Annotated in this window: 19 protein-coding genes and 1 pseudogene; 16 read left to right on the top strand and 4 right to left on the bottom strand. The window is 64.2% G+C overall.

Annotated elements, in window-relative coordinates:
• Positions 1–2 precede the first annotated feature (2 nt).
• From U1700_RS00770 to tatC, 3 genes and pseudogenes are all read left to right on the top strand, one after another.
• A pseudogene (locus tag U1700_RS00770) lies at positions 3–200 on the top strand (twin-arginine translocase TatA/TatE family subunit); the annotation flags it as partial.
• A 258-nt stretch (positions 201–458) separates the two neighbouring features.
• A complete protein-coding gene (locus U1700_RS00765; RefSeq protein WP_332749308.1) occupies positions 459–839 on the top strand; it encodes a Sec-independent protein translocase subunit TatA/TatB in 381 nt (126 codons plus the stop codon).
• Complete coding sequence (tatC, locus tag U1700_RS00760; RefSeq protein WP_332749306.1) at positions 836–1,606, top strand: twin-arginine translocase subunit TatC; 771 nt, start codon at positions 836–838, stop codon at positions 1,604–1,606. The genes U1700_RS00765 and tatC overlap by 4 nt, the downstream gene beginning before the upstream one ends.
• A 263-nt stretch (positions 1,607–1,869) precedes the next feature.
• Here tatC and U1700_RS00755 read toward each other — a convergent pair whose 3' ends face one another.
• Together U1700_RS00755 and U1700_RS00750 are read right to left on the bottom strand one after the other, a co-directional pair.
• Positions 1,870–3,393: a sensor histidine kinase gene (locus tag U1700_RS00755; protein ID WP_332749304.1), complete on the bottom strand. Its 1,524-nt coding sequence runs from the start codon at positions 3,391–3,393 to the stop codon at positions 1,870–1,872.
• A gap of 45 nt (positions 3,394–3,438) precedes the next feature.
• Entirely contained in the window at positions 3,439–3,636 is a 198-nt protein-coding gene (locus tag U1700_RS00750; RefSeq protein ID WP_332749302.1) for a NepR family anti-sigma factor, read from the bottom strand.
• 311 nt (positions 3,637–3,947) lie between these two features.
• On the opposite strand from U1700_RS00750, the gene U1700_RS00745 reads away from it, so the two are divergent.
• The 5 genes from U1700_RS00745 to U1700_RS00725 all read left to right on the top strand — a co-directional run bounded on the left by U1700_RS00745 (position 3,948) and on the right by U1700_RS00725 (position 9,127).
• Entirely contained in the window at positions 3,948–4,748 is an 801-nt protein-coding gene (locus tag U1700_RS00745) for a response regulator (RefSeq protein WP_332749301.1), read from the top strand.
• An 88-nt stretch (positions 4,749–4,836) separates the two neighbouring features.
• A complete protein-coding gene (locus tag U1700_RS00740) occupies positions 4,837–4,974 on the top strand; it encodes a hypothetical protein (protein WP_332749300.1) in 138 nt (45 codons plus the stop codon).
• 79 nt (positions 4,975–5,053) lie between these two features.
• A complete protein-coding gene (locus U1700_RS00735; protein WP_332749298.1) occupies positions 5,054–5,716 on the top strand; it encodes a sigma-70 family RNA polymerase sigma factor in 663 nt (220 codons plus the stop codon).
• A gap of 344 nt (positions 5,717–6,060) precedes the next feature.
• Complete coding sequence (gene glnE / locus U1700_RS00730) at positions 6,061–8,694, top strand: bifunctional [glutamate--ammonia ligase]-adenylyl-L-tyrosine phosphorylase/[glutamate--ammonia-ligase] adenylyltransferase (RefSeq protein ID WP_332749297.1); 2,634 nt, start codon at positions 6,061–6,063, stop codon at positions 8,692–8,694.
• Positions 8,684–9,127 (top strand): peroxiredoxin, encoded by a 444-nt coding sequence (locus U1700_RS00725; RefSeq protein WP_332749295.1) that lies wholly within the window; start codon positions 8,684–8,686, stop codon positions 9,125–9,127. Before glnE ends, U1700_RS00725 begins: the two co-directional genes overlap by 11 nt.
• On the opposite strand, the gene U1700_RS00720 is transcribed toward U1700_RS00725, so the two are convergent.
• Positions 9,124–11,322: a TonB-dependent receptor gene (locus tag U1700_RS00720; protein ID WP_332749294.1), complete on the bottom strand. Its 2,199-nt coding sequence runs from the start codon at positions 11,320–11,322 to the stop codon at positions 9,124–9,126. The genes U1700_RS00725 and U1700_RS00720 overlap by 4 nt on opposite strands.
• A 203-nt stretch (positions 11,323–11,525) precedes the next feature.
• Between U1700_RS00720 and U1700_RS00715 the strand changes: the two genes are divergently transcribed.
• From U1700_RS00715 to U1700_RS00695, 5 genes are all read left to right on the top strand, one after another.
• Positions 11,526–13,655: a prolyl oligopeptidase family serine peptidase gene (locus U1700_RS00715; protein ID WP_332749292.1), complete on the top strand. Its 2,130-nt coding sequence runs from the start codon at positions 11,526–11,528 to the stop codon at positions 13,653–13,655.
• 62 nt (positions 13,656–13,717) lie between these two features.
• The gene (locus U1700_RS00710) at positions 13,718–14,497 is read left to right on the top strand and encodes a succinate dehydrogenase iron-sulfur subunit (protein WP_332749290.1); all 780 of its coding nucleotides are present in this window, start codon (positions 13,718–13,720) and stop codon (positions 14,495–14,497) included.
• A gap of 72 nt (positions 14,498–14,569) precedes the next feature.
• Positions 14,570–14,995 (top strand): PaaI family thioesterase, encoded by a 426-nt coding sequence (locus U1700_RS00705; RefSeq protein ID WP_332749288.1) that lies wholly within the window; start codon positions 14,570–14,572, stop codon positions 14,993–14,995.
• Positions 14,992–16,095: a cell division protein ZapE gene (zapE, locus tag U1700_RS00700; RefSeq protein ID WP_332749286.1), complete on the top strand. Its 1,104-nt coding sequence runs from the start codon at positions 14,992–14,994 to the stop codon at positions 16,093–16,095. Before U1700_RS00705 ends, zapE begins: the two co-directional genes overlap by 4 nt.
• A gap of 56 nt (positions 16,096–16,151) precedes the next feature.
• On the top strand, positions 16,152–17,579 hold the full coding sequence (locus U1700_RS00695; RefSeq protein ID WP_332749285.1) for a M20/M25/M40 family metallo-hydrolase: 1,428 nt from the start codon (positions 16,152–16,154) through the stop codon (positions 17,577–17,579).
• A gap of 51 nt (positions 17,580–17,630) precedes the next feature.
• On the opposite strand, the gene U1700_RS00690 is transcribed toward U1700_RS00695, so the two are convergent.
• A complete protein-coding gene (locus tag U1700_RS00690; RefSeq protein ID WP_332749283.1) occupies positions 17,631–18,062 on the bottom strand; it encodes a hypothetical protein in 432 nt (143 codons plus the stop codon).
• Between the two features lie 230 nt (positions 18,063–18,292).
• On the opposite strand from U1700_RS00690, the gene mdh reads away from it, so the two are divergent.
• The 3 genes from mdh to U1700_RS00675 are packed head-to-tail and all read left to right on the top strand — an operon-like array spanning position 18,293 to position 22,980.
• A complete protein-coding gene (mdh, locus tag U1700_RS00685) occupies positions 18,293–19,258 on the top strand; it encodes a malate dehydrogenase (protein ID WP_332749281.1) in 966 nt (321 codons plus the stop codon).
• Positions 19,255–20,139 carry a succinate--CoA ligase subunit alpha gene (gene sucD, locus U1700_RS00680; protein ID WP_332749279.1) on the top strand — a complete coding sequence of 295 codons (885 nt, stop codon included), beginning with the start codon at positions 19,255–19,257 and terminating at the stop codon, positions 20,137–20,139. The genes mdh and sucD overlap by 4 nt, the downstream gene beginning before the upstream one ends.
• Positions 20,140–20,145: 6 nt before the next feature.
• Complete coding sequence (locus tag U1700_RS00675; protein ID WP_332749277.1) at positions 20,146–22,980, top strand: 2-oxoglutarate dehydrogenase E1 component; 2,835 nt, start codon at positions 20,146–20,148, stop codon at positions 22,978–22,980.
• Positions 22,981–22,987 lie beyond the last annotated feature (7 nt).

Here is a 22,987-nt window from a genome sequence, read left to right as displayed (position 1 = left end):
ACATGGGCGGTTTCAGCCTCATCCATTGGCTCATGCTGGGAGTGGTCGTACTCCTGCTGTTTGGCGGCAATCGCTTCAGTTCGATGATGGGCGACGTCGCCAAGGGGCTCAAAAGCTTCAAGCAGGGCATGGCCGACGATGATCCGGCTCAGCGTCCGGTCGATCCGCGCGCACTTCCGCCGCAGGTCCCGCCGGTGCAGTTGCCGCCGCAGCAGCAGACTTATGCTCCCCCGCCGCAGGCCTATACGCCTCCGCCCCAGGCTTATTCGCCGCCCCCGGTCGCGGCCCAGCCGCCTACCGCCCCGCCGCCCGAACCGGTCGTGCCCAAGTCGCCCGCCGCGCACCCCGACCACGTCGAAATGGCGCCCGATCGTCCGCCGAGCCAGACCGAGAACCAGCCGTCGCCGCCGCGCGGCGTGCCCCCGGGCGGGGACCAGACCAGCTAGAAAGCGCCTTCGATGTTTGGCATCGACAGCTCCGAATTGCTGATCGTCGCCGTGGCGGCGCTAATCTTCATCGGGCCCAAGGACTTGCCGCGCGTGATGATGATCGTCGGCCGGTGGGTCGGTCGCGCCCGGGGTTATGCGCGCCATTTTACTGCAGGGATCGAGAATATCGTGCGCGAGGCCGAACTGGAGGAAATGGAAAAGAAATGGCGCGACGAAAATGCGCGGATCATGGCGCAATTTCCGTCGACCGCGCATTATCCTGAGCCGCTGGCCGGGTCAGCGCCAGCAACCCCACCGGCGATAAATGATGCCGCGCCGCCGACCGAGGTCCACGCGCCTGCAGAGCCGACCCTGCCGCTTGACCTGCCACCCCCGCGCGAGCTCCCATGATCGGCGATATTGACGACAGCAAGGCGCCGCTGCTCGAGCATCTGGTTGAGCTTCGCCGCCGCCTGCTGTGGTGCGTGGCGACCCTTGTGATCGCGTTCGGGGTGTGCCTGACCTACGCCAAGCCGATCTTCGCGGTGCTGGTCCAGCCGTTGCTTGCGGCGGGGCAGGGCAAGCTGATCTACACCGATATTTTCGAAGCATTTTTCGCCGAAGTTAAGGTCGCCTTCTTCGCCGCGCTGATGATCAGCTTCCCGGTGCTGGCGACGCAGATCTGGCGGTTCGTGGCGCCTGGCATGTATGCCAAGGAGAAGCGCGCTTTCCTGCCATTCCTGCTGATGACGCCGTTCTTTTTCGGCGGTGGGGCGGCCTTTGCCTATTTCGTGACCATGCCGTTCGCGCTGCACTACCTGCTCAGTTACCAGGGCAATATCGGCGGAGTGCAGCAAGAGGCGCTGCCCGGGGTCGGCAATTACCTGACCTTCGTGACCCGCTTCCTGTTCGGTTTCGGGGTTGCCTTCCTGTTGCCGATCCTGCTGATGATCCTTGAACGGGCTGGTGTGATTACGCGCGAGCAATTGTCCAAGTCGCGGCGCTATGCGATCGTCGTGGTGCTGGCGATTTCGGCAGTGCTGACCCCGCCCGACGCCGTGTCAATGCTGCTGCTCGCAGTGCCGCTTTATGCGCTTTACGAATTTGCGATCGTAGCGATTCGGGTGACCCACTGGCGTGCCGCGCGGGTCGCCTCGAGCGAGACCACCGACGTCTGACAAGCTTGCAAACAAGCCAGCTAGAATTCAATTTGTAGACGGACCCCTTGCAAATTTTTGGGCCCGGAAGCGCAACCGGGGGGGGGGAGGGTTGGCGGTTCCGGGCCCATGTAGTTGGATAGCGAGAGCGGGGGGGCAAAAGGTCGCTATCCAAATAGTACAACGTCCTTAATTCCGCGACGGTTCCCGCTGATCGGCAAAAAAATAAGGTGTGCTGGAGAAAGTTTGACGCCACCGAAATGAGTACACCAGAGGCCGTTGATTCAGGCCGGAAAAATCGGCAACTCCACACTCATGCGGCCAAGCCGAAGCTCGAGCGAAGACCGTAGTTGCCTAGCCAGCCCGGTGATCACCCGCTCAAACTGGACCTTGTCCTTGTCGTCGCCATCGATCTCGGTCAGCACCGCGCTTTCAATTGTCAGCCGCCCGGTTAACTCGCTCGTCCGGCGAAGGTCGATCTCGATCGGCGCAGTCGGCTGGCGGAGCATAGCGAATTCGACGACTTCGGTGACAAGGAAGGCCGCGGCGACCGCGACGTCCTGGGTCGTCGCGGCGCTGTCGACGTCGAGCGTGATCGCGGTGCGGCGGGCCTCATCGGGCGCCGAACCGCGCAGGCCAGCGGAGAGTTCGGTCAGCAACGGACGAAGCGCAATACCGCGATTATCCTCGCCCTCGGCAAAATGGTTGCGGTGGACGACCGCGAGTGCGTCGACCCGGCGTGCAATGGCGGCATAAGCCGAGCGGCCTTCAGGGGCGATGACATTGCGACCGTGGATGCTGAGCAGCGAGGCGACGACCTGCAGGTTGTTCTTCACGCGGTGATGAACTTCGCGAACGAGTCGACGCTGACCTTCGAGCGCGTCGCCCATTTCGCGCTCGCTCGTCTCAATTCGCTCAACTGATCGGGCGAAAGCCTCGCCAAGGCTTTCGATCTCGACCGCTGGACCGATGCCGCGCGGCAGGACAAATCCACCCGCCGCCGGATCATAGGTCGCAACCGCCCGTTCGAGACGGCGCAAGGGCAGGATCAGCAGTCGTGAGACGAGCAGCCAGCTGACCACTGCGGCAATCACCCACATCGTCAGCGGCAGCAGCAGCAGCAGCCAGTCGCCGACGCTCAGGCGATCGGTCGGGACCGATACGCGAATCGACAATTGGCCGCCGGCCATGTGGTGCGTGCTGGCGCGAACCCGGCGAGGAGCGCCGCCGGGGCGCCCGATTACCGCCGCTTCGCTGACCCCGTCATCAAGCTGGAGCGAAAGGACGTCGGGCGCGACATCGCGCGCTGCAGACGCGAGTTCGGAAAAAGGCAGGCGGTCGGTCGCCATGCCGCCAATGAGCCCGACGCGGACGAACAACGCATTACCCCCCGGATCAAGCCACAACGCGATCCCGCCCGGCTTGGCAAAGCGCGCGCCGCTAGGGGGGAGAAAGTTGGGGGTGACGCAATGTTCGCTGCCATCGGCAAGCTCGATCGAGAAGTTGCGCGACACGCCGGGCGCGATGGCCAGCGAGCGACCAACTTCCTCGCAGTCGCGGGTATCGGGCGTGGCAATGGCGGCGGAAGCAGCGACCCTTAGCGCCAGCGTATTGCGGGCGATGAGGCTTTCGATCGCGCGCGAAGCGGCCTGGTCCTGCTCCTCGGCGCGCTGGTCGAGCAGCGCGTTGGCATGACTGATGCCGCGGTGCGCCGTCCACACCATCGCCACGCCTACCGGAAGCAGCGCCAGTGACATGATCAGCAGTAATTTGGCCGCGGTTGGCAGCGCGCTAAAGGTCGAACGCATCAGTCCGCGCCCTGGACGGGCCGGACGGGTCGGTGCGGAAACTTGCTAACCGAGACGGCCGAGCAAGTCCTGCAGATCAAGCGGGATCTCTTCGCGCAACGTGTCGTCATAGACCGAACGCAAGGCACGGCCGACATCTGAAGGCCTGCCCGATGGCTTCTTTTTCGATGCCGACTTCGCTTCCTTGCCGTCGTGCCGGCCATCGTCGCTGCTGCGCGGTTCGGCCTTGTCGCTGCCACTCAACCTCTCGTCCCCCTTGGGCGGGCGAGGCACGCTACCTCACTCGACTCATTACCAGTAAACGCAGCACCCGTTAACGATGTGCGCAGCCCCTAGGAGTGCACCGGCAGAGCGTCAATCCGACCGCCGGATGCAAGTATCCCGCTGCGGGAAACCAAGTGCGCTGTTGTTTGTTCCGACAAGCGAGAAAATAACAGCGCGACGGTATTTTTACGTCCATCTTGTGGTTCGTTGCGAACGAGTTGCGCTTGCATCGCTCCGGCGCGGCGCCCAATAGGGCCGACGCTTGTAGATAAACAGGAGTTTCCCCGTCTATGTCGCTTGGTCAGGACCTTGCTCCGCATCTTCCGTTCCTGCGCCGCTATGCGCGCGCGCTGACCGGGAGCCAGGCGCACGGCGACGCATTCGTCCGCGCCGCGCTCGAGGCGATTGTCGCCAGCCCTGAGGATTTCCCCAAGGATGTCGATCCCCGCCTCGGTCTCTACCGGACCTTCCACGCGATCTGGTCGAGTGCCAATGTCGAGGAAGGTGAGGAGCCGGGCGACGGGTATAACAATGCCGAGGGAATTGCCCGCGCGCGTTTGTCGCGGATCACGCCGTTGAGCCGCCAGGCGCTGCTGCTTACCAGCCTTGAGGGCTTTTCAACCGACGACACTGCCTATCTCATCGGATCAAGCCCCGAGGACGTCGACGGGCTGGTATCCGAAGCGATGGCCGAGATCGAGCGCCAGACCCTCGCCGATGTGCTGATCATCGAGGATGAGCCGATTATCGCCATGGATATCGAGACGATCGTTCGCGACCTTGGCCACAACGTTACCGGTGTTGCCGTGACGCGCGACGAGGCTGTTGCCCAGGCCCGTCAACATCCCCCGGGATTAGTCCTGGCCGACATCCAGCTTGCCGACGATTCGTCGGGGATCGATGCGGTCAAGGACATCCTCGCCGAATTTTCGGTGCCGGTGATCTTTATCACCGCCTTCCCCGAGCGGCTGCTGACGGGGACGCGGCCCGAGCCGACGTTCCTCATCACCAAGCCCTTCCAGCGATCGACGGTCAAAGCCGCGATCAGCCAAGCGCTGTTCTTCGACGCGGCCACGGTCCCCGCCGTCTAAATATTGCAGGCCCGGCCGTGGGAACATGGTCGGGCCGGCTTCGTTGCCATCCCGAACTGAAATCAATTCGCGGGACGGACAAAGCCTCATGGCCGATGAACCAGAAGAACTTACGACGACCGAGGCGCGCGCAGGAAGCACGCCGGGTGTCGCGCGCAATGTCCTTGCTTATGGGCTAATCCTTGTCGTCATCATCTTTGCGGTGATCTTGTTCGTTGCCCGATGAGACATTAGGTTAGGCTTGGCTCGTAATATATGTCGTTTGAGCGCCGACTTCGGTCAGGGCGTGCACTAGGGTGGGCACATTGATTATCGACGAAGACGATGAAGATTATGTCGAGCCGCCGCGCCCCGAGCCCGTGCCGCTGCCCGATGACGAGTTCAAGGATCAGCTCGGCGCGGTGATCCCGCACCTGCGCGCCTTTGGCCGCTCGCTGTCGGGAAGCCGCGATCTCGCCGACGATCTTGTCCAGGAAACACTGCTTAAGGCCTGGGCGGCGCGCAAGCGCTTCCAGGCGGGCACCAACATGCGCGCATGGACCTTCATCATCCTGCGCAACCTGTTCCTCAGCCAGATGCGGCGCGCGCGCTTCAAGGGTGAGTGGGACGACATCACCGCCTCGAAGATCCTCGCCGCCCCGGCCAGCCAGGACCGGCATATCGAGCTTGGCGACATGCAGCGTGCACTGCTCCATCTGCCCCAACCCCAGCGCGAGGCGCTGATCCTGGTCGGCGCGGGCGGTTTTGCCTACGAGGAAGCAGCCGAGATTTGCGGCTGTGCGGTCGGCACGATCAAGAGCCGGGTCGCGCGCGGCCGGGTCGCGCTCGAGGCGTTGCTGACGGGCGGCAAGCTGCCGTCACGGCGCCAGCATGTCACCGATCGCAATACGACCGTGCTGCAGACCATCATGGACGAGGTCGATGAGCTTAGTCGGGATCATAGCTCGCCGAAAGATGTTCAGGCCTGAAGTGGCTCGATAATCGCCGTTGGAGGTTGTCGCGAGCGCCTAGTTCAACCGCGAAAGCAATGCGTCGAGGGCACGGCCGCTATCGTCTAAATCAACTGGCGGACCCTCGAAAGCGCGGCGTAGCGCTGCGGCAATGCCGGCCTGGGCTGGCGGAAACTCGACCCTGATCAATCGGCGATCCATCTGGTCGGTCTCCCACTCCCGCAAAGGGTGACGTAGTGAACTCATCAGTCCATAAACGGACCGACGCGTGGGATGTTTCGTAAAATGGGTAAAACAGACACGAATTTGTCATGACGGACACGGTTCGATTGACCGCGCGCGAGGGTGCAAAGGCGCGTGCAATGTCGTTTGCTCCCTACCTTCGAGAGGCGATTAACGCCTTGCCCACGTTGACAAATATCTTCCTCGAGCAAGGGGCGGAGGATGCCGTTGCCGGTGCTCTTGCGCTGCTCGACGGCGAGGGCGGAGTGTTGCTCAGACGCCGCAGGCGGGCGCTAGCGCTGGCGGTGGCGCTGGGCGATCTGGCCGGCGAATTGCCGCTTGAGCGCGTCACGGCGGCGCTCTCGGACTTCGCCGACGCCGCGCTGAACCAGGCCATTTCGCAGGCAATCGTCGAGCGCGTGCCGGGTGCCGAACCCGTCGGAATGGCGGCGCTGGCGCTGGGCAAGCTGGGCAGCCGCGAGCTGAATTATTCGTCCGATATCGACTTGATCCTGATCTTCGACCCCAAAACTCTGCCGCGCAGGGAACGCGACGACCCAGGCGAAAGCGCGGTGCGGATCGCGCGGCGGGTGGTCGAGCTGATGCAGGCACGGACCGCTGACGGCTATGTCGCGCGGGTCGATCTCCGGCTCCGTCCGTCATCCGAAATAACTCCGATCGTGCTGCCGGTCGATGCCGCCATCGCCCATTATGAATCAAGTGCGCTGCCATGGGAGCGGGCGGCGTTTATCCGGGCGCGGGCGGCGGCGGGAGACATTGCCCTCGGCCAGCATTTCCTTCGCGAAATTCATCCCTTCATCTGGCGCCGCGCGCTGGACTTCGGCGCGATCGACGAGGTTCGACAGCTGTCGGTCCGCATTCGCGACCATTATGAAAAGGGCCAGGCGTTCGGGCCCGGCTATGACCTGAAGCGCGGCACCGGGGGAATTCGCGAGGTTGAATTCTTCGCCCAGGTCCAGCAGCTGATCCACGGCGGGCGCGATCCGTCGCTGCGGGCCCCGGCGACACTCGATGCGCTCGATGCACTGGTGACGGCGGGCTGGGTCCATCCGGGGGTCGGCGCGGAAATGGCGGAGGCCTATCGCGCGCTGCGCACCGCCGAACATCGGGTGCAGATGGTCGATGATCAGCAGACCCATCGCCTGCCCGCCGATCCCGCCGCACTCGACGGGGTCGCGCGGCTGGCGGGCTATGCCGATGCGGCCGGGTTCACCGGCTGGCTCGCACCCCATGTCCGCGCGGTCAGCGCCCAATTCGATGCGCTGCTTGGGGACTCGGGTGAGCGGCTGTCGCTCGATCCGCAGCGGCTGGTCGATGAATTGGCCGCGCTTGGCTTTGCCGACGTCGCCACCGCAGCCAAGCGGATTAATGACTGGCGGAGTGGGCGGGCGCGGTCGCTCCGTTCTCCTGCGGCGCTAGCGGCGTTCGAGGCGATGCTACCGGCGATCATGGGCGCGATCGGCGGGGCAGGGGACCCGCCGCATGCGCTCAACCGGCTCGCCGACCTGATCGAACGCGTGCCGAGCGGGGTTAATCTGTTCCGCCTGCTCGAAGCGCGACCGGCCCTCGCACAATTGCTGGCGGTGTTGCTGAGCCATGCGCCGCTGCTCGCCGACCAGCTGGCGCGGCGGCCCGACCTGCTCGACGGCGTGATCGACGACACCAGCTTCGACGCGCCGCTCGAGGCTGGCGCGATCAAGGCCGAACTCGCCCACGCGATTGACGGCGAACCGCTCGACCGGGCGCTGGAAATCACTCGGCGGACGGTCAACGAACGCCGCTTTGCTTATGGCATCCAGCTGGTCACCGCGCACCGCGATCCGCTTGATATTGCGCGGGGCTATAGCGAATTGGCCGAAGGCGCGATCGGGGCGCTGGCCGACGCGACCGCCGCCGATTTCGCCGTCGCGCATGGCGTGGTTCCTGGCGGCGAGCTGATGATCCTCGGGCTCGGTCGATTGGGTGGCAAGGGCCTGACCCACGCCTCCGATCTCGACCTCGTCTTCCTGTTCGACGCCCCTGAGGGTGCCCGCAGCGACGGCACCAAGCCGCTCACTGCAACCGATTATTACAACCGCCTAGCCAGCCGCATCGTCTCTTCGCTGAGCATTTCGACTGCGGCCGGACCGCTGTACGAGGTCGACACGCGCCTCAGGCCGCAGGGCAGCGAGGGGATGCTGGCGGTGACGCTCGACGGCTTCGACCGATATCAGCGCGAGGAAGCGTGGACGTGGGAGCATATGGCGTTGTGCCGGGCGCGGCCGGTCTACGGCAGCTTTGCGGGCCGCGATCGGCTGGCGGAAATTGTTCACGCGCTGGTCGCCATGCCGCGCGATGCCGACAAGGTCCGCGCCGACGCGCGCCAGATGCGGTTCGAGATGGCGCGCCACAAGCCGCCGTCGGGGCCGCTCGACGTCAAGTTGGGCGACGGCGGGCTGGTCGACCTGGAATTTGCGATCCACACGCAACAACTCGTGTCGGGGGTCGGGCTCGATCCGCAGCTCGAGGTGGCGATCGCCGCGCTGGCCAAGGCTGGTCTCGCCGATCCTGCAATTGATGGCGACATGCGGCTGCTGCTCAGGATGCTCGTCACGCTGCGGCTGGTGGCGCGCGGGGGAGAGCCGGCGCCATCGAGCCGACAGCTGGTCGCCGAAGTGTGCGGGGCCAGCGACTGGGAGACGCTGCTTGCCGCCGAGCGCGCGGCGCGGCAGAGGATCTCCACATATTGGAATGAGGTGAAGCATGATTGGTGAAGGTGATACGGTCCCGGCGATGACGCTGGCGCTCAGCGACGGGACGGGCGTCAACCTCGCGGGTGACCCGGTGGTGCTGTATTTCTACCCCAAAGACGACACGTCGGGCTGCACCCGCGAGGCGCAGGATTTCACCGCGCTGGCGGCTGACTTCGCCACGGCCGGTGTGCGTGTCGTTGGCGTCTCGCGGGACCCGATGAAGAAGCATGACAAATTTATCGCCAAATATGATCTCGCCGTGCCGCTGGCGAGCGACGAGGACGGGGCGCTCAGCGACGCTTTCGGAACGTGGGTCGAAAAATCCATGTACGGGCGCAAATATATGGGGATGGAGCGCGCGACCTTCGTCATTCGCGGCGGCAAGGTGGTCAAGGCGTGGCCCAAGGTGAAGGTCCCGGGCCACGCGCAAGAAGTGCTAAACTCGCTCAGTTAGAACTTCTTCGTAATCCCCGCAAAAATTCCCCGCCGCGTGCCGTATTGCGGCGCGCCGACGCCGACGCCCGACCCGTCGCGGATGAGGTAGCTCTTGTCGAACAGGTTGACGACATCGATCCGGATCGTGACGCCCTTGAGCGCTCCGGGCCGGGTGAAATTCTGTGCAAGGCCGGCGTTCACCGTGAAATAAGCGGGCAGCTTGCCGCCATTGGGGACGATCCCTGCCGGATCGTTGCTCCTCAGCCCGCTGCCATAAAGAAATTCGGCGGTCGGCACGAGCGTGCCGGCGCCATCGTGGATCGTCACGCTGCCCCCGCCCGACGCGGTCCAATCCTGGCTGTGGTCGGTGAAGATATAGTGATTGGCGATATAGCCGAGCTCGGCGGGATCGAAGAAATATTGGCTCGAATTGATATTCTTGCCCTTCTCCGCCCCGCGCGCGACATTGGCGTAGAGATCGACCGGGCCATGGGCGTAGCTTGCGCTCAACTCGACCCCCCATGCCTTGCCCTTGGCATAGTTGAACGGCGACAGGACCAGGGCCGACCCGAACTGTCCCTCGTCGAGCAGGTTTTTCTTCAGCTTGTAATAAGTGTCGAGCCCGATCTTGAGGCCATTGCCGAAGCGATGCTCCATCCCGACGTCGAAATAATGCTCGCGCTCGGCGCGGACTGGGTCGGCGGTGGTCAGTTGCGACTGTTTCGCGGTGCCTACGAACAGCGCCAGCGTCGGCGCGCCGATCAACTCCTGCGGTGGCGGCGTGAAGTTGCGCGCATATCCCAAGTGGACAGTGGTCCCCTTGCTCGGCAGCCAGACGAGGTTGAGGCGCGGGCTCAGTTGCTGCTCCTTCGTATAGGCCCGCACCGCGTCGAACCGCGCGCCATAGTTAAGCGTCAATGACGGCGTGATCGACCATTCGTCCTGCAGGTAGATCCCGTACAGCTGGCCATTGCGGCCGCCACGATCGGCGATCGTGCGGGGGATATCGCTCGACTGGGTGAAGTTGAAATCCTCGTCGAAGCTGCCGTCGAGCACGCGGCTCGTGACCGCGCTTCTCGTTCGCTCGTTCTGGAAAAACAGCCCGAACCGGACGGTGTGGTCGGCGCCCAGCTTGGTGCTGCCGTCGGCCTGGATACCGGTAGCGAGGCTCGACAGGGTCGCGCTGTCGGCAAAGCCGTTGAAGATGATGTCGCCATTGTTGGGGTCGGGCCGGAACTCGGTCTTCGAATAGCGAACGAAGGGGGACACCTGGAAGTCGACCTTGGCGCCCGAGTATTGATAGGACAGCACCCCATAGTGGGTCGTCTCGCGCTGGTTGAGGTCGAGCTTCGCGCTGTCGAAATCGGACACGCCGTTGACCGTGAAGGCGGGCGCCTGGCCGGGCACGTTGGGAATCTGGAACTTGCCGATCGAGGTCCCTCCGAAGGCCGAAATCCGGCTGCTTTCGGACAAGATGTCGGAGACATAGACGAAGCCGCGATATTGCTTGGTGCGGTCATGGATGGCGGTCCGCGTCGGCGCCGGGTTCTCGACCCCGAGATCGTTCTGGAGATAGCTTCCGGACGCAAAATAGTTGAACCCACCGCTCGACCCCTGAATGCTCGCGCTGGGCTGGATCGTGCCGCGACTGCCCCCGTAGACCCCGATCTCGCCACTGTTCGCGAACGCCCCGGACTGAGTCTTCAGATTGATCACGCCCGACGTGCGATAGCCATATTGGGCAGGCAGCGTGCCGGTCAGCAGGTCGATCGAGTTAGCGATGCGCTGGTCGAAGGTCGCCCCGAAGCCAGAGATGCTTTCGGGCACGATCACGCCGTTGAGGCGGTATTGGAGGTTGCCATGCTCGTTACGGACATGAACCGCGCCATAGCTGTCCTGCGTGACCCCTGGCGCCTGCAACAGCACGCCCGACAGGCTGACGTTGGCGCCGCCGGGCTGCTTGTCGAGTGCAGCACGGCTGAAACTATAGTCGCTCGCGCCAAGCGCTGGTGAGATGGAGTCGCGCGCTGCATCGAGCCGGCGGCCGGTGACGATGATCTCGCCGCCAGCGGGGGAAGCTGCTCCGGTTGGCTCCGTCGCGGGGTCGCGCGCGGCACCAACCGGCGGAGCAGTCTCGCCAGGCGCGGCAATCGCCGGCGCAGCGGTCGCGGCGAGCAGCAGCGCAAGGCAGGACAAGGACGAAACGCGATTCATGGAGATCACCTGAGATTGGTCGGGGGAGTTTTGCTGCGGCTGCACATGGCCGTGCCTGCCTCGTGTTACAACATATCATTGGAGCAACATTGTCGGAATTTCGATGAACGGTGGCTGACAGCAGACCAGCGCCCTAAGTCGCGTGATATCTTGACCACGCGCCCGGGTTCGACGACCTTCGTCCCGAAATTGTGGAGTGGCATATGCGCAAGATTGGGTGGCTGATGGCGGGACTGACAGTGTTGGGCGCGGGCGCCGCGATCGCCCAGTCGGTCGAAGATCCCTATCTGTGGCTGGAGGAGTGGACCACCCCGCGCGCCATGGCGTGGGTGGAATCGCACAATGCGAAAACCACCACCGAGCTTGAGGCCGATCCGCGCTATGCCGCCTATTTCGCCGAGGCACTGACCTTGGCGCAAGCCAAGGACAGGCTTCCCGGCGGCAATTTCATCGGCGGGAAAATCTATAATTTCTGGCAGGATGCCGACCATGTTCGTGGGCTCTGGCGGCGGACGAGCGTGGCCAGCTTCGCCAGCCCGACCCCGGCGTGGGAGACGGTCATCGACCTCGACAAGTTGGCCGCCGACGAAAAGGCCAATTGGGTGTGGAAAGGCGCAGCCTGCGCTCGCCCCGCCGAGCGCCGCTGCCTGGTCGAGCTGAGCGACGGCGGCGAAGATGCGGTCACGGTCCGCGAATATGACCTAGTCACCGGCACCTTTGTCCCCGGCGGCTTCACCCTTCCCAAGGGCAAGCAGGAGGTGTCGTGGGAAAGCGAGAACAGCCTGCTGGTGTCGCGCGAGTGGGAACCTGGGCAGCTGACCAACTCGGGCTATGCCTATGTCGTCAAACGCCTCAAGCGCGGCCAGCCGCTCAGCGCCGCGACCGAAATTTATCGTGGGCAGAAAAGCGACGTCGCGACCAGCGCAGTCGTACTCCGCGACGCCGAGGCCCGCACTCTGCCGCTCGTCGTTCGCGGCAAGGATTTCTATCATAACGAGACGTACATGATCGGCGCCAAGGGCGTGGTCCGGCTTGGCCTGCCCGAAAAATCCGCCCTCCATGGCATGGTCAACGGGCGCGTGATTGTCGAGGCGAAGGAGGACTGGCGCCCCGCAGGGTCCTCCACGACCATCCCTGCAGGCTCACTCGTCGCGCTCGACCTTGCCCAGCTGCGCGCCGACCCCGCCCACCTCAAGCCCACGCTGATCACCACCGCCGGCCCGCGCGAGGCGCTCGAGGGCGTCGACGTCACCCGCGACAATGTGGTTGCCACGATGCTCGACAATGTCCGCGGGCGACTGGTCCGCTTCACGCCGACGGCCAAGGGCGGATGGCGCCGATCGGTCCTCAAACTCCCCGACAACAGCAGCGTCGGGGTCGCCGACACAACCGATCACGACAATCGCGCGCTGGTCCAGGTGACCAGTTTCCTCGTCCCCCCGTCGCAATGGTTCGTCGACACCAGCACCGGCGCGGCGCACGAAATCCGCGCCCAGGCGGCAAAGTTCGATGCGTCGAACCTCGTCGCCGAACAGCATGAGGCGGTGTCGAGCGACGGGATGAAGATCCCCTATTTCCTCGTCCACCGCCGCGACATGCCGCTCACCGGCAACAACCCGACCTTGCTCTATGCTTACGGCGGGTTCGAGCAGTCGATGACGCCGAGCTATTCGTCGACCACGGGCAAGCTGTGGCTCGAAAAGGGCGGGGTCTTTGCCCTCGCCAACATCCGCGGCGGGGGCGAGTTCGGCCCCAAATGGCACGAGGCTGGGCTCGGGGTAAAGCGCCAGATCATTTATGACGACTTTGCCGTGGTCGGTCGCGACCTCATCGCGAGGCGGGTCACCAGCCCCCGCCGCCTCGGCATTCGCGGCGGCTCGAACGGCGGCCTGCTGACCGGGGTCCAGTTCGTCCAGCACCCCGAATTGTGGAATGCGGTCATCATCGAAGTCCCGCTGCTCGACATGATTCGCATCTCGAAAATCGCCGCTGGCGCCTCGTGGGAGGGCGAATATGGCAGCGTCGAGAATGACCCTGCGGTGCGTGCCTTCTGGGACAAGACCTCGCCCTACCAGAACCTGCGCCGCGACGGCCATTACCCCCAGCCGTTCATCTTCACCACCACCAAGGATGACCGTGTCGGCCCCCAGCATGCCCGCAAGTTCGCCGCGCGGATGGAGGAATACGGCCTGCCCTTTTATTATTACGAAAACACCGAAGGCGGACATGCCGCCGGGGCCAACCTGCGCCAGGCGGCACGCACCAATGCGCTCGAAATGATCTACCTAACGCGCAAGCTGATGGATCCGGTCGAGCCGGGAAAGGGCAAGTAGTTATTTGAAACCCGGCGGCGGCCATGATAGCGGCTCCTCGCAACCCCTTGCAGGAGCCGTCCGTGGCTGAGTTCACCCTTCCCAAGAACAGCGTCATCAAGAAGGGCGTGCGCCACGCCCCCGACCAGGGCGGGCGGCTGAAATCGTTCAAAGTCTATCGTTATGACCCCGACAGTGGCGCCAACCCGCGCTACGACACCTTCACCATAGACCTCGACAAATGCGGGCCGATGGTGCTCGACGCGCTCATCAAGATCAAGAATGAGCAGGATCCGACGCTGACCTTCCGCCGTTCGTGCCGCGAGGGGATCTGCGGTTCCTGCTCGATGAACATGGCGGGCAGCAACGGCCTCGCCTGCACCACCGCGATCGAAGACCTGAAGGGCGAAGTGCGGATCACGCCCTTGCCGCACATGGACGTGGTCAAGGATCTCGTCCCCGATTTCACCCATTTCTACGCCCAATATGCTTCGATCGAGCCGTGGCTGAAAAGCGCCTCGCCGCCGCCGTCGGGCAAGGAGCGCTTTCAGTCGCCGGAGGACCGGGTCAAGATCGACGGGCTCTACGAGTGCATCCTGTGCGCCTGCTGCTCGACCTCGTGCCCGAGCTATTGGTGGAACGCCGACCGCTTCCTCGGCCCCGCGATCCTGCTGGCCGCCTATCGCTGGCTGGCCGACAGCCGCGACGAGATGACCGGCGAGCGACTCGACCAGCTCGAAGACCCGTTCCGCCTCTATCGCTGCCACACGATCATGAACTGCGCCAACGTCTGCCCGAAGGGACTGAATCCGGCGAAAGCGATCGCGGAGACGAAAAAACTCATCGCGGAGCGAGCCGCTTGACGGGTCGCGACCACCAAGATCGGGAGCGAGCCGCTTGACGGGTCGCGACCACCAAGACCGGGACTGCGCGGCTTGATTGATTCTGACGCCGGCTGGCTGAGTTTCGGCGATATCCCGCCGCAAAGTTTCGCAGGGTCGATCGGGCCGCTCCACTATCGCGATGCCGGGAGCGAGGTCGTCCAGGTGCGCATGATGCCGACCCCGACGATGCTCAACATGGGCGGGTCGATCCACGGCGGCGCGGTGATGACCTTCATCGACATGGCGATCTTCGCCGGGGGCCGCATCCTCGGTCGCGCACCGGGACATTATGTCACGCTCGACTGCGCGACCCATTTCATCGCCCGCACCATGCCAGGCGAACCGCTCGATGCCTTCGTCCGCATGGTCGGCCAGACCAAAGGCGGGCTGGTGTTCATGGCTGGGTATTGCGCGCAGGGCGGCACGACCACGCACAGCTTCACCGGCACGCTCAAGAAGATCCGCGACCGAACGTGAGCGGCCCCGTCGTCCACGCCTATGACGCGCTCGTTGCGGCGGGCGAGCTCAAGCCTGATGCGGACCAGGCGAGGGCTGCTGAAGCGCTCGACCGGTTCGGATCGGCGAAGTCCCCCGGATTCATTGGCAAGCTGCTGCGCAAAACGCCCGATGCCCCCGCCGGTGTCTATCTGTGGGGAGGGGTCGGGCGCGGCAAGTCGATGCTGATGGATCTCGCCTTCGCCCAGATCGCGATCACGCCGAAGCGCCGGGTGCATTTCCACGGCTTCATGCTCGACGTTCACCAGCGGCTCCGCGCGGCGCGCGCGACCGAAGAGGGCGATCCCGTCATTGCGGTCGCCAAATCGCTGGCGAGCGAAGTCGAGTTCCTTGCCTTCGACGAAATGATGGTCACCAACCCGGGCGACGCGATGATCATGTCGCGCCTGTTCGCGGCGCTGATCGACGAAGGCGTGCGGCTGGTCACCACTTCCAACCGTCCGCCCGCCGACCTCTACAAGGACGGGCTCAACCGCGAGCTGTTCCTGCCGTTCATCGCGCTGCTCGAAGCGCGGCTCGAGGTGCTCGGCCTCAACGGCCCGACCGACTATCGCCTCGACCGCTTGCAGGGGGTCGTTACATGGCACATCCCCAACGGGCCCGCCGCGAGTGCCGCGCTCAGCGATGCTTTCTTCCGCCTGACCGATTATCCTGTCGAGGACCGCGCCCATGTCCCGACCGAGGAGCTTGACGTCGGCGGCGGGCGGACCCTCCATGTGCCCAAATCGCTCAAGGGCGTGGCGGTCCTTTCGTTCAAGCGATTGTGCGGCGAGCCCCGGGGGGCGGCGGACTATCTCGCCATCGCGCGCCATTTCCACACCGTCATTATCGTTGGCATTCCCATCCTTCGCCGTGAAAATCGCAACGAGGCGGCGCGCTTCGTCACACTGATCGACCAGCTCTATGAGCATAAGGTAAAATTGCTCGCCGCCGCCGATGCCGAGCCTGCCGGCCTCTATCCCGCCGGCGACGGCAATTTCGAATTCCAGCGCACCGTCAGCCGGCTCGAGGAAATGCAGAGCGCCGACTATCTGGCGCAGGGCCACGGGCTGGCCGACTAGCCTCTCGACAGGCGACCACGAACCTTTACTCTCCCACGCAAATCAGGGAGACTTTCATGCGTTTGTTGATCACCGCGCTGCTGCTCGCTTCATCCTCAGCCGTAATCGCTGCCCCGCCGACCCTATCGCCCACGCGATCCGCCGCGACCCGCGCCATGTTCGAACATGTCGTCAACATGCCGACCGTAATCGGCCGTCACCAGGTCCCGGCGATGGTGCAATATCTCGCCGACCAATATCTCGCGGCTGGTTTCGTCAAGGCCGACATCCACGTCATGCCCTACCACACCGGCAGCGCGACCACCGGCGAGGATGACACCGCCGCACTGATCGTCCGCTGGCGCGCGAGCGGCACGCCGGTGAAAAAGCCGATCCTGCTGCTCGGCCACATGGACGTGGTCGAGGCCAAGCGCGAGGACTCGACTACCGATCCGTTTCAGCTGACGGTCAAGGACGGCTATTATTACGGCCGCGGCACGATCGACATGAAGGATGGCATCACCGGAATCACCCAGGCATTGCTCGACCTGAAAGCATCGGGCTTCAAGCCGACGCGGGACATCGTCGTGCTGTTCACCGGCGACGAAGAAACCAACGGCATCGGCGCCGACAAGGGGGCGAGCGAGTGGATGAGCCTGCTCGGCAACCCCGAATATGGCCTGAATGCCGATGGTGGCGGGGGCGGGGTGCTTCCCGACGGAAGCCCGGTCGGCTTTGCCGTTCAGACTGCCGAGAAGACCTTTGCCGGCTACACGCTCACGGTACGCAATCGCGGTGGTCACTCGTCGAAACCCCGCGCCGACAATGCAATTTACAGTCTGGCCCACGCGCTCGACAAGATCGAGGCGTATCGCTTCACGCCGATGCTCAGCGAGACGACCCGCGCCTATTTCACAGCCCGGGCACGGATGGAGAAGGGCGCGCTTGGCAATGCGATGCGCGCTTGGCTGGCCAATCCCGGCGACGGCGCGGCGGCCGACGCGGTCGAAGCGAGCGAGAGCGAAGTCGGCTTGACCCGCACCCGTTGTGTCGCGACCCGGCTCTTCGCCGGACATGCCGACAATGCGCTTCCCCAGCTGGCGACGGCGATGATAAACTGCCGCATCTTCCCGGGAATTGACCCCAACGCGGTCCAGGCCGAACTGACACGGATCATCGCCGACCCGACCGTGATGGTGTCGCGCAATGACGATTATGTCGCGAGCATTTCGTCGCCGCTTCGCCCCGACGTGGTCAATGCCTTCACCCGCGCGGTGACGACGCTTCATCCGAGTTTCCCGGTCTTCCCCGAAATGTCGACCGGCGCGAGCGATGCCCGTCCGTTCCGCGTCGCCGGAGTTCCGGTCTATGGTGTCAATGGTGCAATGGTCGTCGTGCCGACCGATTTCCGCGCCCACGGCAAGGACGAACGCCTGCCGGTCAAATCGCTCGACGAAAATGTGGTGCACTGGAAACTGATGTTGCGGGATCTGGCGGGAAAATAAAAAAAGCCGCCCGGTTTACCGGACGGCCCTTTTTCAAATGCTCACCAAATCCTAGCGGACGATGCCGCCCAGGATCTGCTGGATGATCTGCGTGCGCGGATCGACCTGGTAGATGGTGTTGTCGCGATAGATGTAGCGGTTGTTGCGATCGAGGTCATATTGATCGACGTAGCGTTGCGGGATCTGGTTATACGGCGTGTAGCCATAGCCCGACGGCACCCGCCCGCCGCGCGCCCACTTGCGATACTGGCCCGGCGCCATGCAGCCATTATGCTTCTTGGCCAGGCCATGCGGGCAGCGGCGATAATTGTTGTAGCCATAGCGGCGGTCGTCGCGGTTGTAGCCGCTCGAGTAGCGGTCGCCCTCGCGGTCGCCATGCTTCCACTCTTTATTGCCATGGCCCTTGCCACCAGGATCGGCGAGCGCCGGGACGGCGGTCAGTGCGACGCCAGCGGCAGCGGCGAGGATTATGAAATTTTTCAACGGATTTCTCCAGTTTCTGTCGGGCGATGCGTCACCCAGTCGAAAATAAAACACTGCGTGACCCGTAACGTTCCCTTAATTTGGGATCCCGAAACGGCGCGCGACCCTCACTTTGACCGATCCAGCGGTTGCCCCTGCGGCATGGGGCGGCTAAGCGACCTCTCGTTTTCCCGTTCATCCGCGCGTGGCAAAGAAGCCCGCGCGACCAGACCATTTGGAAAGGGGTTTCGATGGCCCGCAAGAAGATCGCCCTCATCGGCGCCGGCAATATTGGCGGCACCCTCGCGCACCTCGCGGCGCAAAAGGAATTGGGTGACATCGTCCTGTTCGACGTCGTCGAAGGCGTGCCCCAGGGCAAGGCATTGGACCTTAGCCAGTGCGGCCCGATCGAGGGCTTCGATGCGAAGATCACCGGCTCCAACGACTATGCCGACATTGCCGGCGCCGACGTCATCATCGTCACCGCCGGCATCGCCCGCAAGCCCGGCATGAGCCGCGACGACCTGCTCGGCATCAACCTCAAGGTCATGAAAGCGGTCGGTGAGGGCATCAAGGCCAACGCCCCGGGCGCCTTCGTCATCTGCATCACCAACCCGCTCGACGCGATGGTCTGGGCGTTGCGCGAATTCTCCGGCCTGCCGCACCACATGGTCGTCGGCATGGCCGGCGTGCTCGATAGCGCGCGCTTCAGCCACTTCATCGCCGACGAGTTCCAGGTGTCGGTCAAGGACGTCAACACGTTCGTCCTCGGCGGCCATGGCGACACGATGGTCCCGGTGGTGCGCTACTCGACCGTCAACGGCATCCCTGTCCCCGACCTCGTCAAGATGGGGCTGAGCTCACAGGAAAAGATCGACGCGATCGTCAAGCGCACCCGCGGCGGCGGCGGCGAGATCGTCGCGCTGCTCAAGACGGGCTCGGCCTTCTACGCCCCCGCGACCAGCGGCATCGCGATGGCCGAAGCCTTCTTGCGCGACCAGAAGCGCATCCTCCCGTGCGCAGCGTTCGTCGACGGCCAGTACGGCCTCGACGGGCTATACGTCGGCGTTCCGGTCCAGATCGGCGCAGGCGGGGTCGAGAAGATCGTCGAGATCGAACTCGACGCCGACGACAAGGCTGGCCTCAAGGTCAGCGTCGACGCCGTGAAGGAACTGCTCGACGCGTGCATCGCCATCGACGGGAGCCTGGCCAAATGAGCATTCTCATCGACCGCAACACCAAGGTCATCACGCAGGGGATGACCGGCGCGACCGGTACCTTTCATACCGAGCAGGCGCTCGCTTATGGCACCAAGATGGTCGGCGGCGTCACCCCCGGCAAGGGCGGCACGACCCACATCGGCCTGCCCAATTTCAACACCGTCGAGGAGGCCAAGGCCGCCACCGGCGCGACCGCGAGCGTGATCTATGTCCCGCCGCCGTCCGCCGCCGATTCGATCCTCGAGGCGATCGACGCCGGGATCGAACTGATCGTCTGCATCACCGAGGGTATCCCGGTGCTCGACATGGTCAAGGTCAAGCGCGCGCTGTCGGGCTCCAAGTCGCGCCTCATCGGACCCAACTGCCCCGGCGTCCTGACGCCCGAAGAGTGCAAGATCGGCATCATGCCCGGTAGCATCTTCAAGAAGGGCAGCGTCGGCGTCGTCTCGCGCTCGGGCACGCTCACCTATGAAGCCGTCTTCCAGACGACCAACGAGGGGCTCGGCCAGACCACCGCGGTCGGCATTGGCGGCGATCCCGTCAACGGCACCAACTTCATCGACATGCTCGAGCTGTTCCTCGCCGACGACGCGACCAAGTCGATCATCATGATCGGCGAAATCGGCGGCGCCGCGGAAGAGGAAGCCGCGCAATTCCTCGCCGACGAGGCCCGCCGTGGCCGAAGCAAGCCAATGGTCGGCTTCATCGCCGGCCTCACCGCGCCCCCCGGACGCCGCATGGGCCATGCCGGGGCGATCGTGTCGGGCGGCAAGGGCGACGCCGGATCGAAGATCGCGGCGATGGAAGCCGCTGGAATTCGCGTCAGCCCAAGCCCATCTGAGCTTGGCACGACACTTTCGGAGCTGCTGAAGGGTTAAGTCCACATGGACGCTGAGAACGAAGTCGAGACCGGCCCGAGCTGGGCCCGCGCGAACTGGCCGCTGGCCGAGCTCGACGCGGTCAATGCCGGGCTCGACCCGACCGACGCAGTGATCGAACGGGTCGCGGCCAAGGCGAAGGAAGTCGCCGCCTCGGCCTCGACGACCGGCCCCGTCGACGAAGCCGCGATCCGCCATGCCGCAGAAGACAGCATCCGCGCGATGATGCTCATCCGCACCTATCGCGTACGCGGCCACCTCGCCGCCAAGCTCGATCCGCTCGGCCTTGCCCATTACGAGCTCCCCGCCGACCTGACCCCGGCATTCCACGGCTTCTCCGACGTCGACCTCGACCGCAAGATCTGGCTCGGCGGAACGCTTGGCTTCGACCAGGCGACCGTGCGCGAACTCGTCGCCGTGCTTCAGGCCAATTATTGCGGCCCTGTCGGCCTCGAATATATGCACATCAACGACCTTGATGAGCGCCGCTTTCTCCAGGACCGGATGGAGGGAAAGAGCGCAGAAATCACCTTCACCAGGGACGGCAAGCAGGCCATCCTCGAAAAGGTCATCCACGGCGAGCAGTGGGAAAAATTTCTCGCCAAGAAATATGTCGGGACCAAGCGTTTCGGGCTCGACGGCGGCGAAAGCGCCATCCCCGCGCTTGAATCGATCATCAAATATGGCGGCCAGATGGGCATCACCGAGATCGACATCGGCATGGCCCATCGCGGGCGGCTCAACGTCCTCGCCAACGTCATGGGCAAGCCCTATCGCGCGATCTTCAGCGAGTTCGCCGGCGGCGCCGCCAACCCCGACGATGTCGGCGGGTCAGGCGATGTGAAATACCACCTCGGCACCTCGTCGGACCGCGAGTTCGACGGCAACAAGGTCCATCTGTCGCTGCTCCCCAACCCGTCGCATCTCGAAGCCGTCGACCCGGTCGTGCTCGGCAAGGCGCGCGCGGTGATGACCCTGCGCGAGGATTGGCATGGCAAGACCGTGCTCCCCATCCTGCTCCATGGCGACGCGGCCTTCGCGGGCCAAGGGATCGTCGCTGAATGTTTCGGCTTCTCCGGTCTTCCTGGCTATGGCACCGGCGGCACGATCCACTTCGTCATCAACAACCAGATCGGCTTTACCACCAGCCCGCAATACGGCCGCTCGTCGCCCTATCCGTCGGACATGGCCAAAGCCGTCCAGGCGCCGATCCTCCACGTCAACGGCGACGATCCCGAAGCGGTCACTTTCGCCTGCAAGCTGGCGATCGAATTTCGCCAGAAGTTCGGCCGCGACATCGTCATCGACATGTGGTGCTATCGCCGCTTCGGCCACAATGAGGGCGACGAGCCCGCCTTTACCCAGCCCCTGATGTACGCCGCAATCCGCCAGCATCCTCCGATCAGCGAGATTTACGCAAAGCGGTTGATCGAGCAGGGCGTCATCGACCAGGCGTGGCTCGACGAGAAAACGAAGCAGTTCACCCTGCTGCTCGAAGGCGAATTCCAGGCCGGGACCAGTTTCAAGCCCAACAAGGCTGACTGGTTCGAAGGTCGCTGGAGCGGGTTCGGTCGTCCCGACGAGCCCGTACTGGGCCGGCGCAACGTCTCGACCGCGATTCCGGAAGACGAGTTCGACCGCGTCGGCGGAGTCCTCACCACCGTTCCCGAAGGGCTGACGATCCACAAGACGCTCGGCCGGATCCTCGATGCCAAGAGGGCAATGTTTGTATCTGGGCAAAGCTTTGATTGGGCAACTGGCGAAGCCTTGGCGTTCGGGAGCCTCGTCGCCGAAGGGCGTAACGTGCGCCTATCTGGACAGGATTCAGGTCGCGGCACCTTCTCGCAGCGTCATGCCGTCTGGGTCGACCAGACCAATGGCGACAAATTCATTCCGCTGCGCACGATCCCCGGTGGCCGGTTCGAAGTCCGCGACAGTCCGTTAAGCGAATATGGCGTGCTCGGCTTCGAATACGGCTATTCGATCAGCGACCCGCGCACGCTCGTGCTGTGGGAGGCCCAGTTCGGCGACTTCGCCAATGGCGCGCAGACGATCATGGACCAGTTCATCGCGTCGGGTGAATCGAAGTGGCTGCGCGCCTCGGGCCTCGTCCTGCTTCTTCCCCACGGCTTCGAAGGGCAGGGGCCGGAGCATTCGTCCGCCCGCCTCGAACGCTATCTCCAGCTGTGTGCCGACGACAATATCCAGGTCGTCAACTGCACCACCCCGGCCAATTATTTCCACGTCCTTCGCCGTCAGCTGCTTCGCGACTTCCGCAAGCCGCTGGTCATCATGACCCCCAAGTCGCTTCTCCGCCACAAGCTGGCCGTTTCGACCCGCGCCGATTTTACGGGGACAAGCCATTTCAAGCGGATTCTGTCGGACATCAACCCGCCCGCCCCGGGCAAGACCCGCCGCGCCATTTTGTGCTCGGGCAAGGTCGCGTTCGAGCTGATCGAGGCGCGCAATGCCTCGGGCGCCAGCGACACCGAAGTGATCCGCATCGAGCAAATCTATCCCTTCCCGTCAGAGCCTCTCGTCAAGCGATTGAAGGCAATGCCGAACCTGGCCGAACTGGTCTGGGCACAGGAAGAACCGAAGAACAATGGCGCATGGCATTTCGTCGAAAGCTGCCTCGAGGAATGCCTGACCAGCGCCGGCAAGGCGGGAATGCGCGCGCGTTACGCCGGTCGCGCCGCTTCGGCCTCGCCGGCTACCGGACTTGCCAAGCGCCACGCTGCCGAACAGGCCGCCCTGATCGCCGATGCGCTTGGACAAGCCTCTGACCATGCCGCCGCCTCGGCGGGAAACCAACCAGCCGCCGCCGCCGCGGCCGAGTAAGGGACTG

Source organism: Sphingomonas sp. RB1R13 (assembly GCF_036663775.1).
GTDB lineage: Bacteria > Pseudomonadota > Alphaproteobacteria > Sphingomonadales > Sphingomonadaceae > Sphingomicrobium.
The sequence above is the reverse complement of the archived record's forward strand: the minus strand, read 5'-3'. Positions and strand labels throughout refer to the sequence as shown.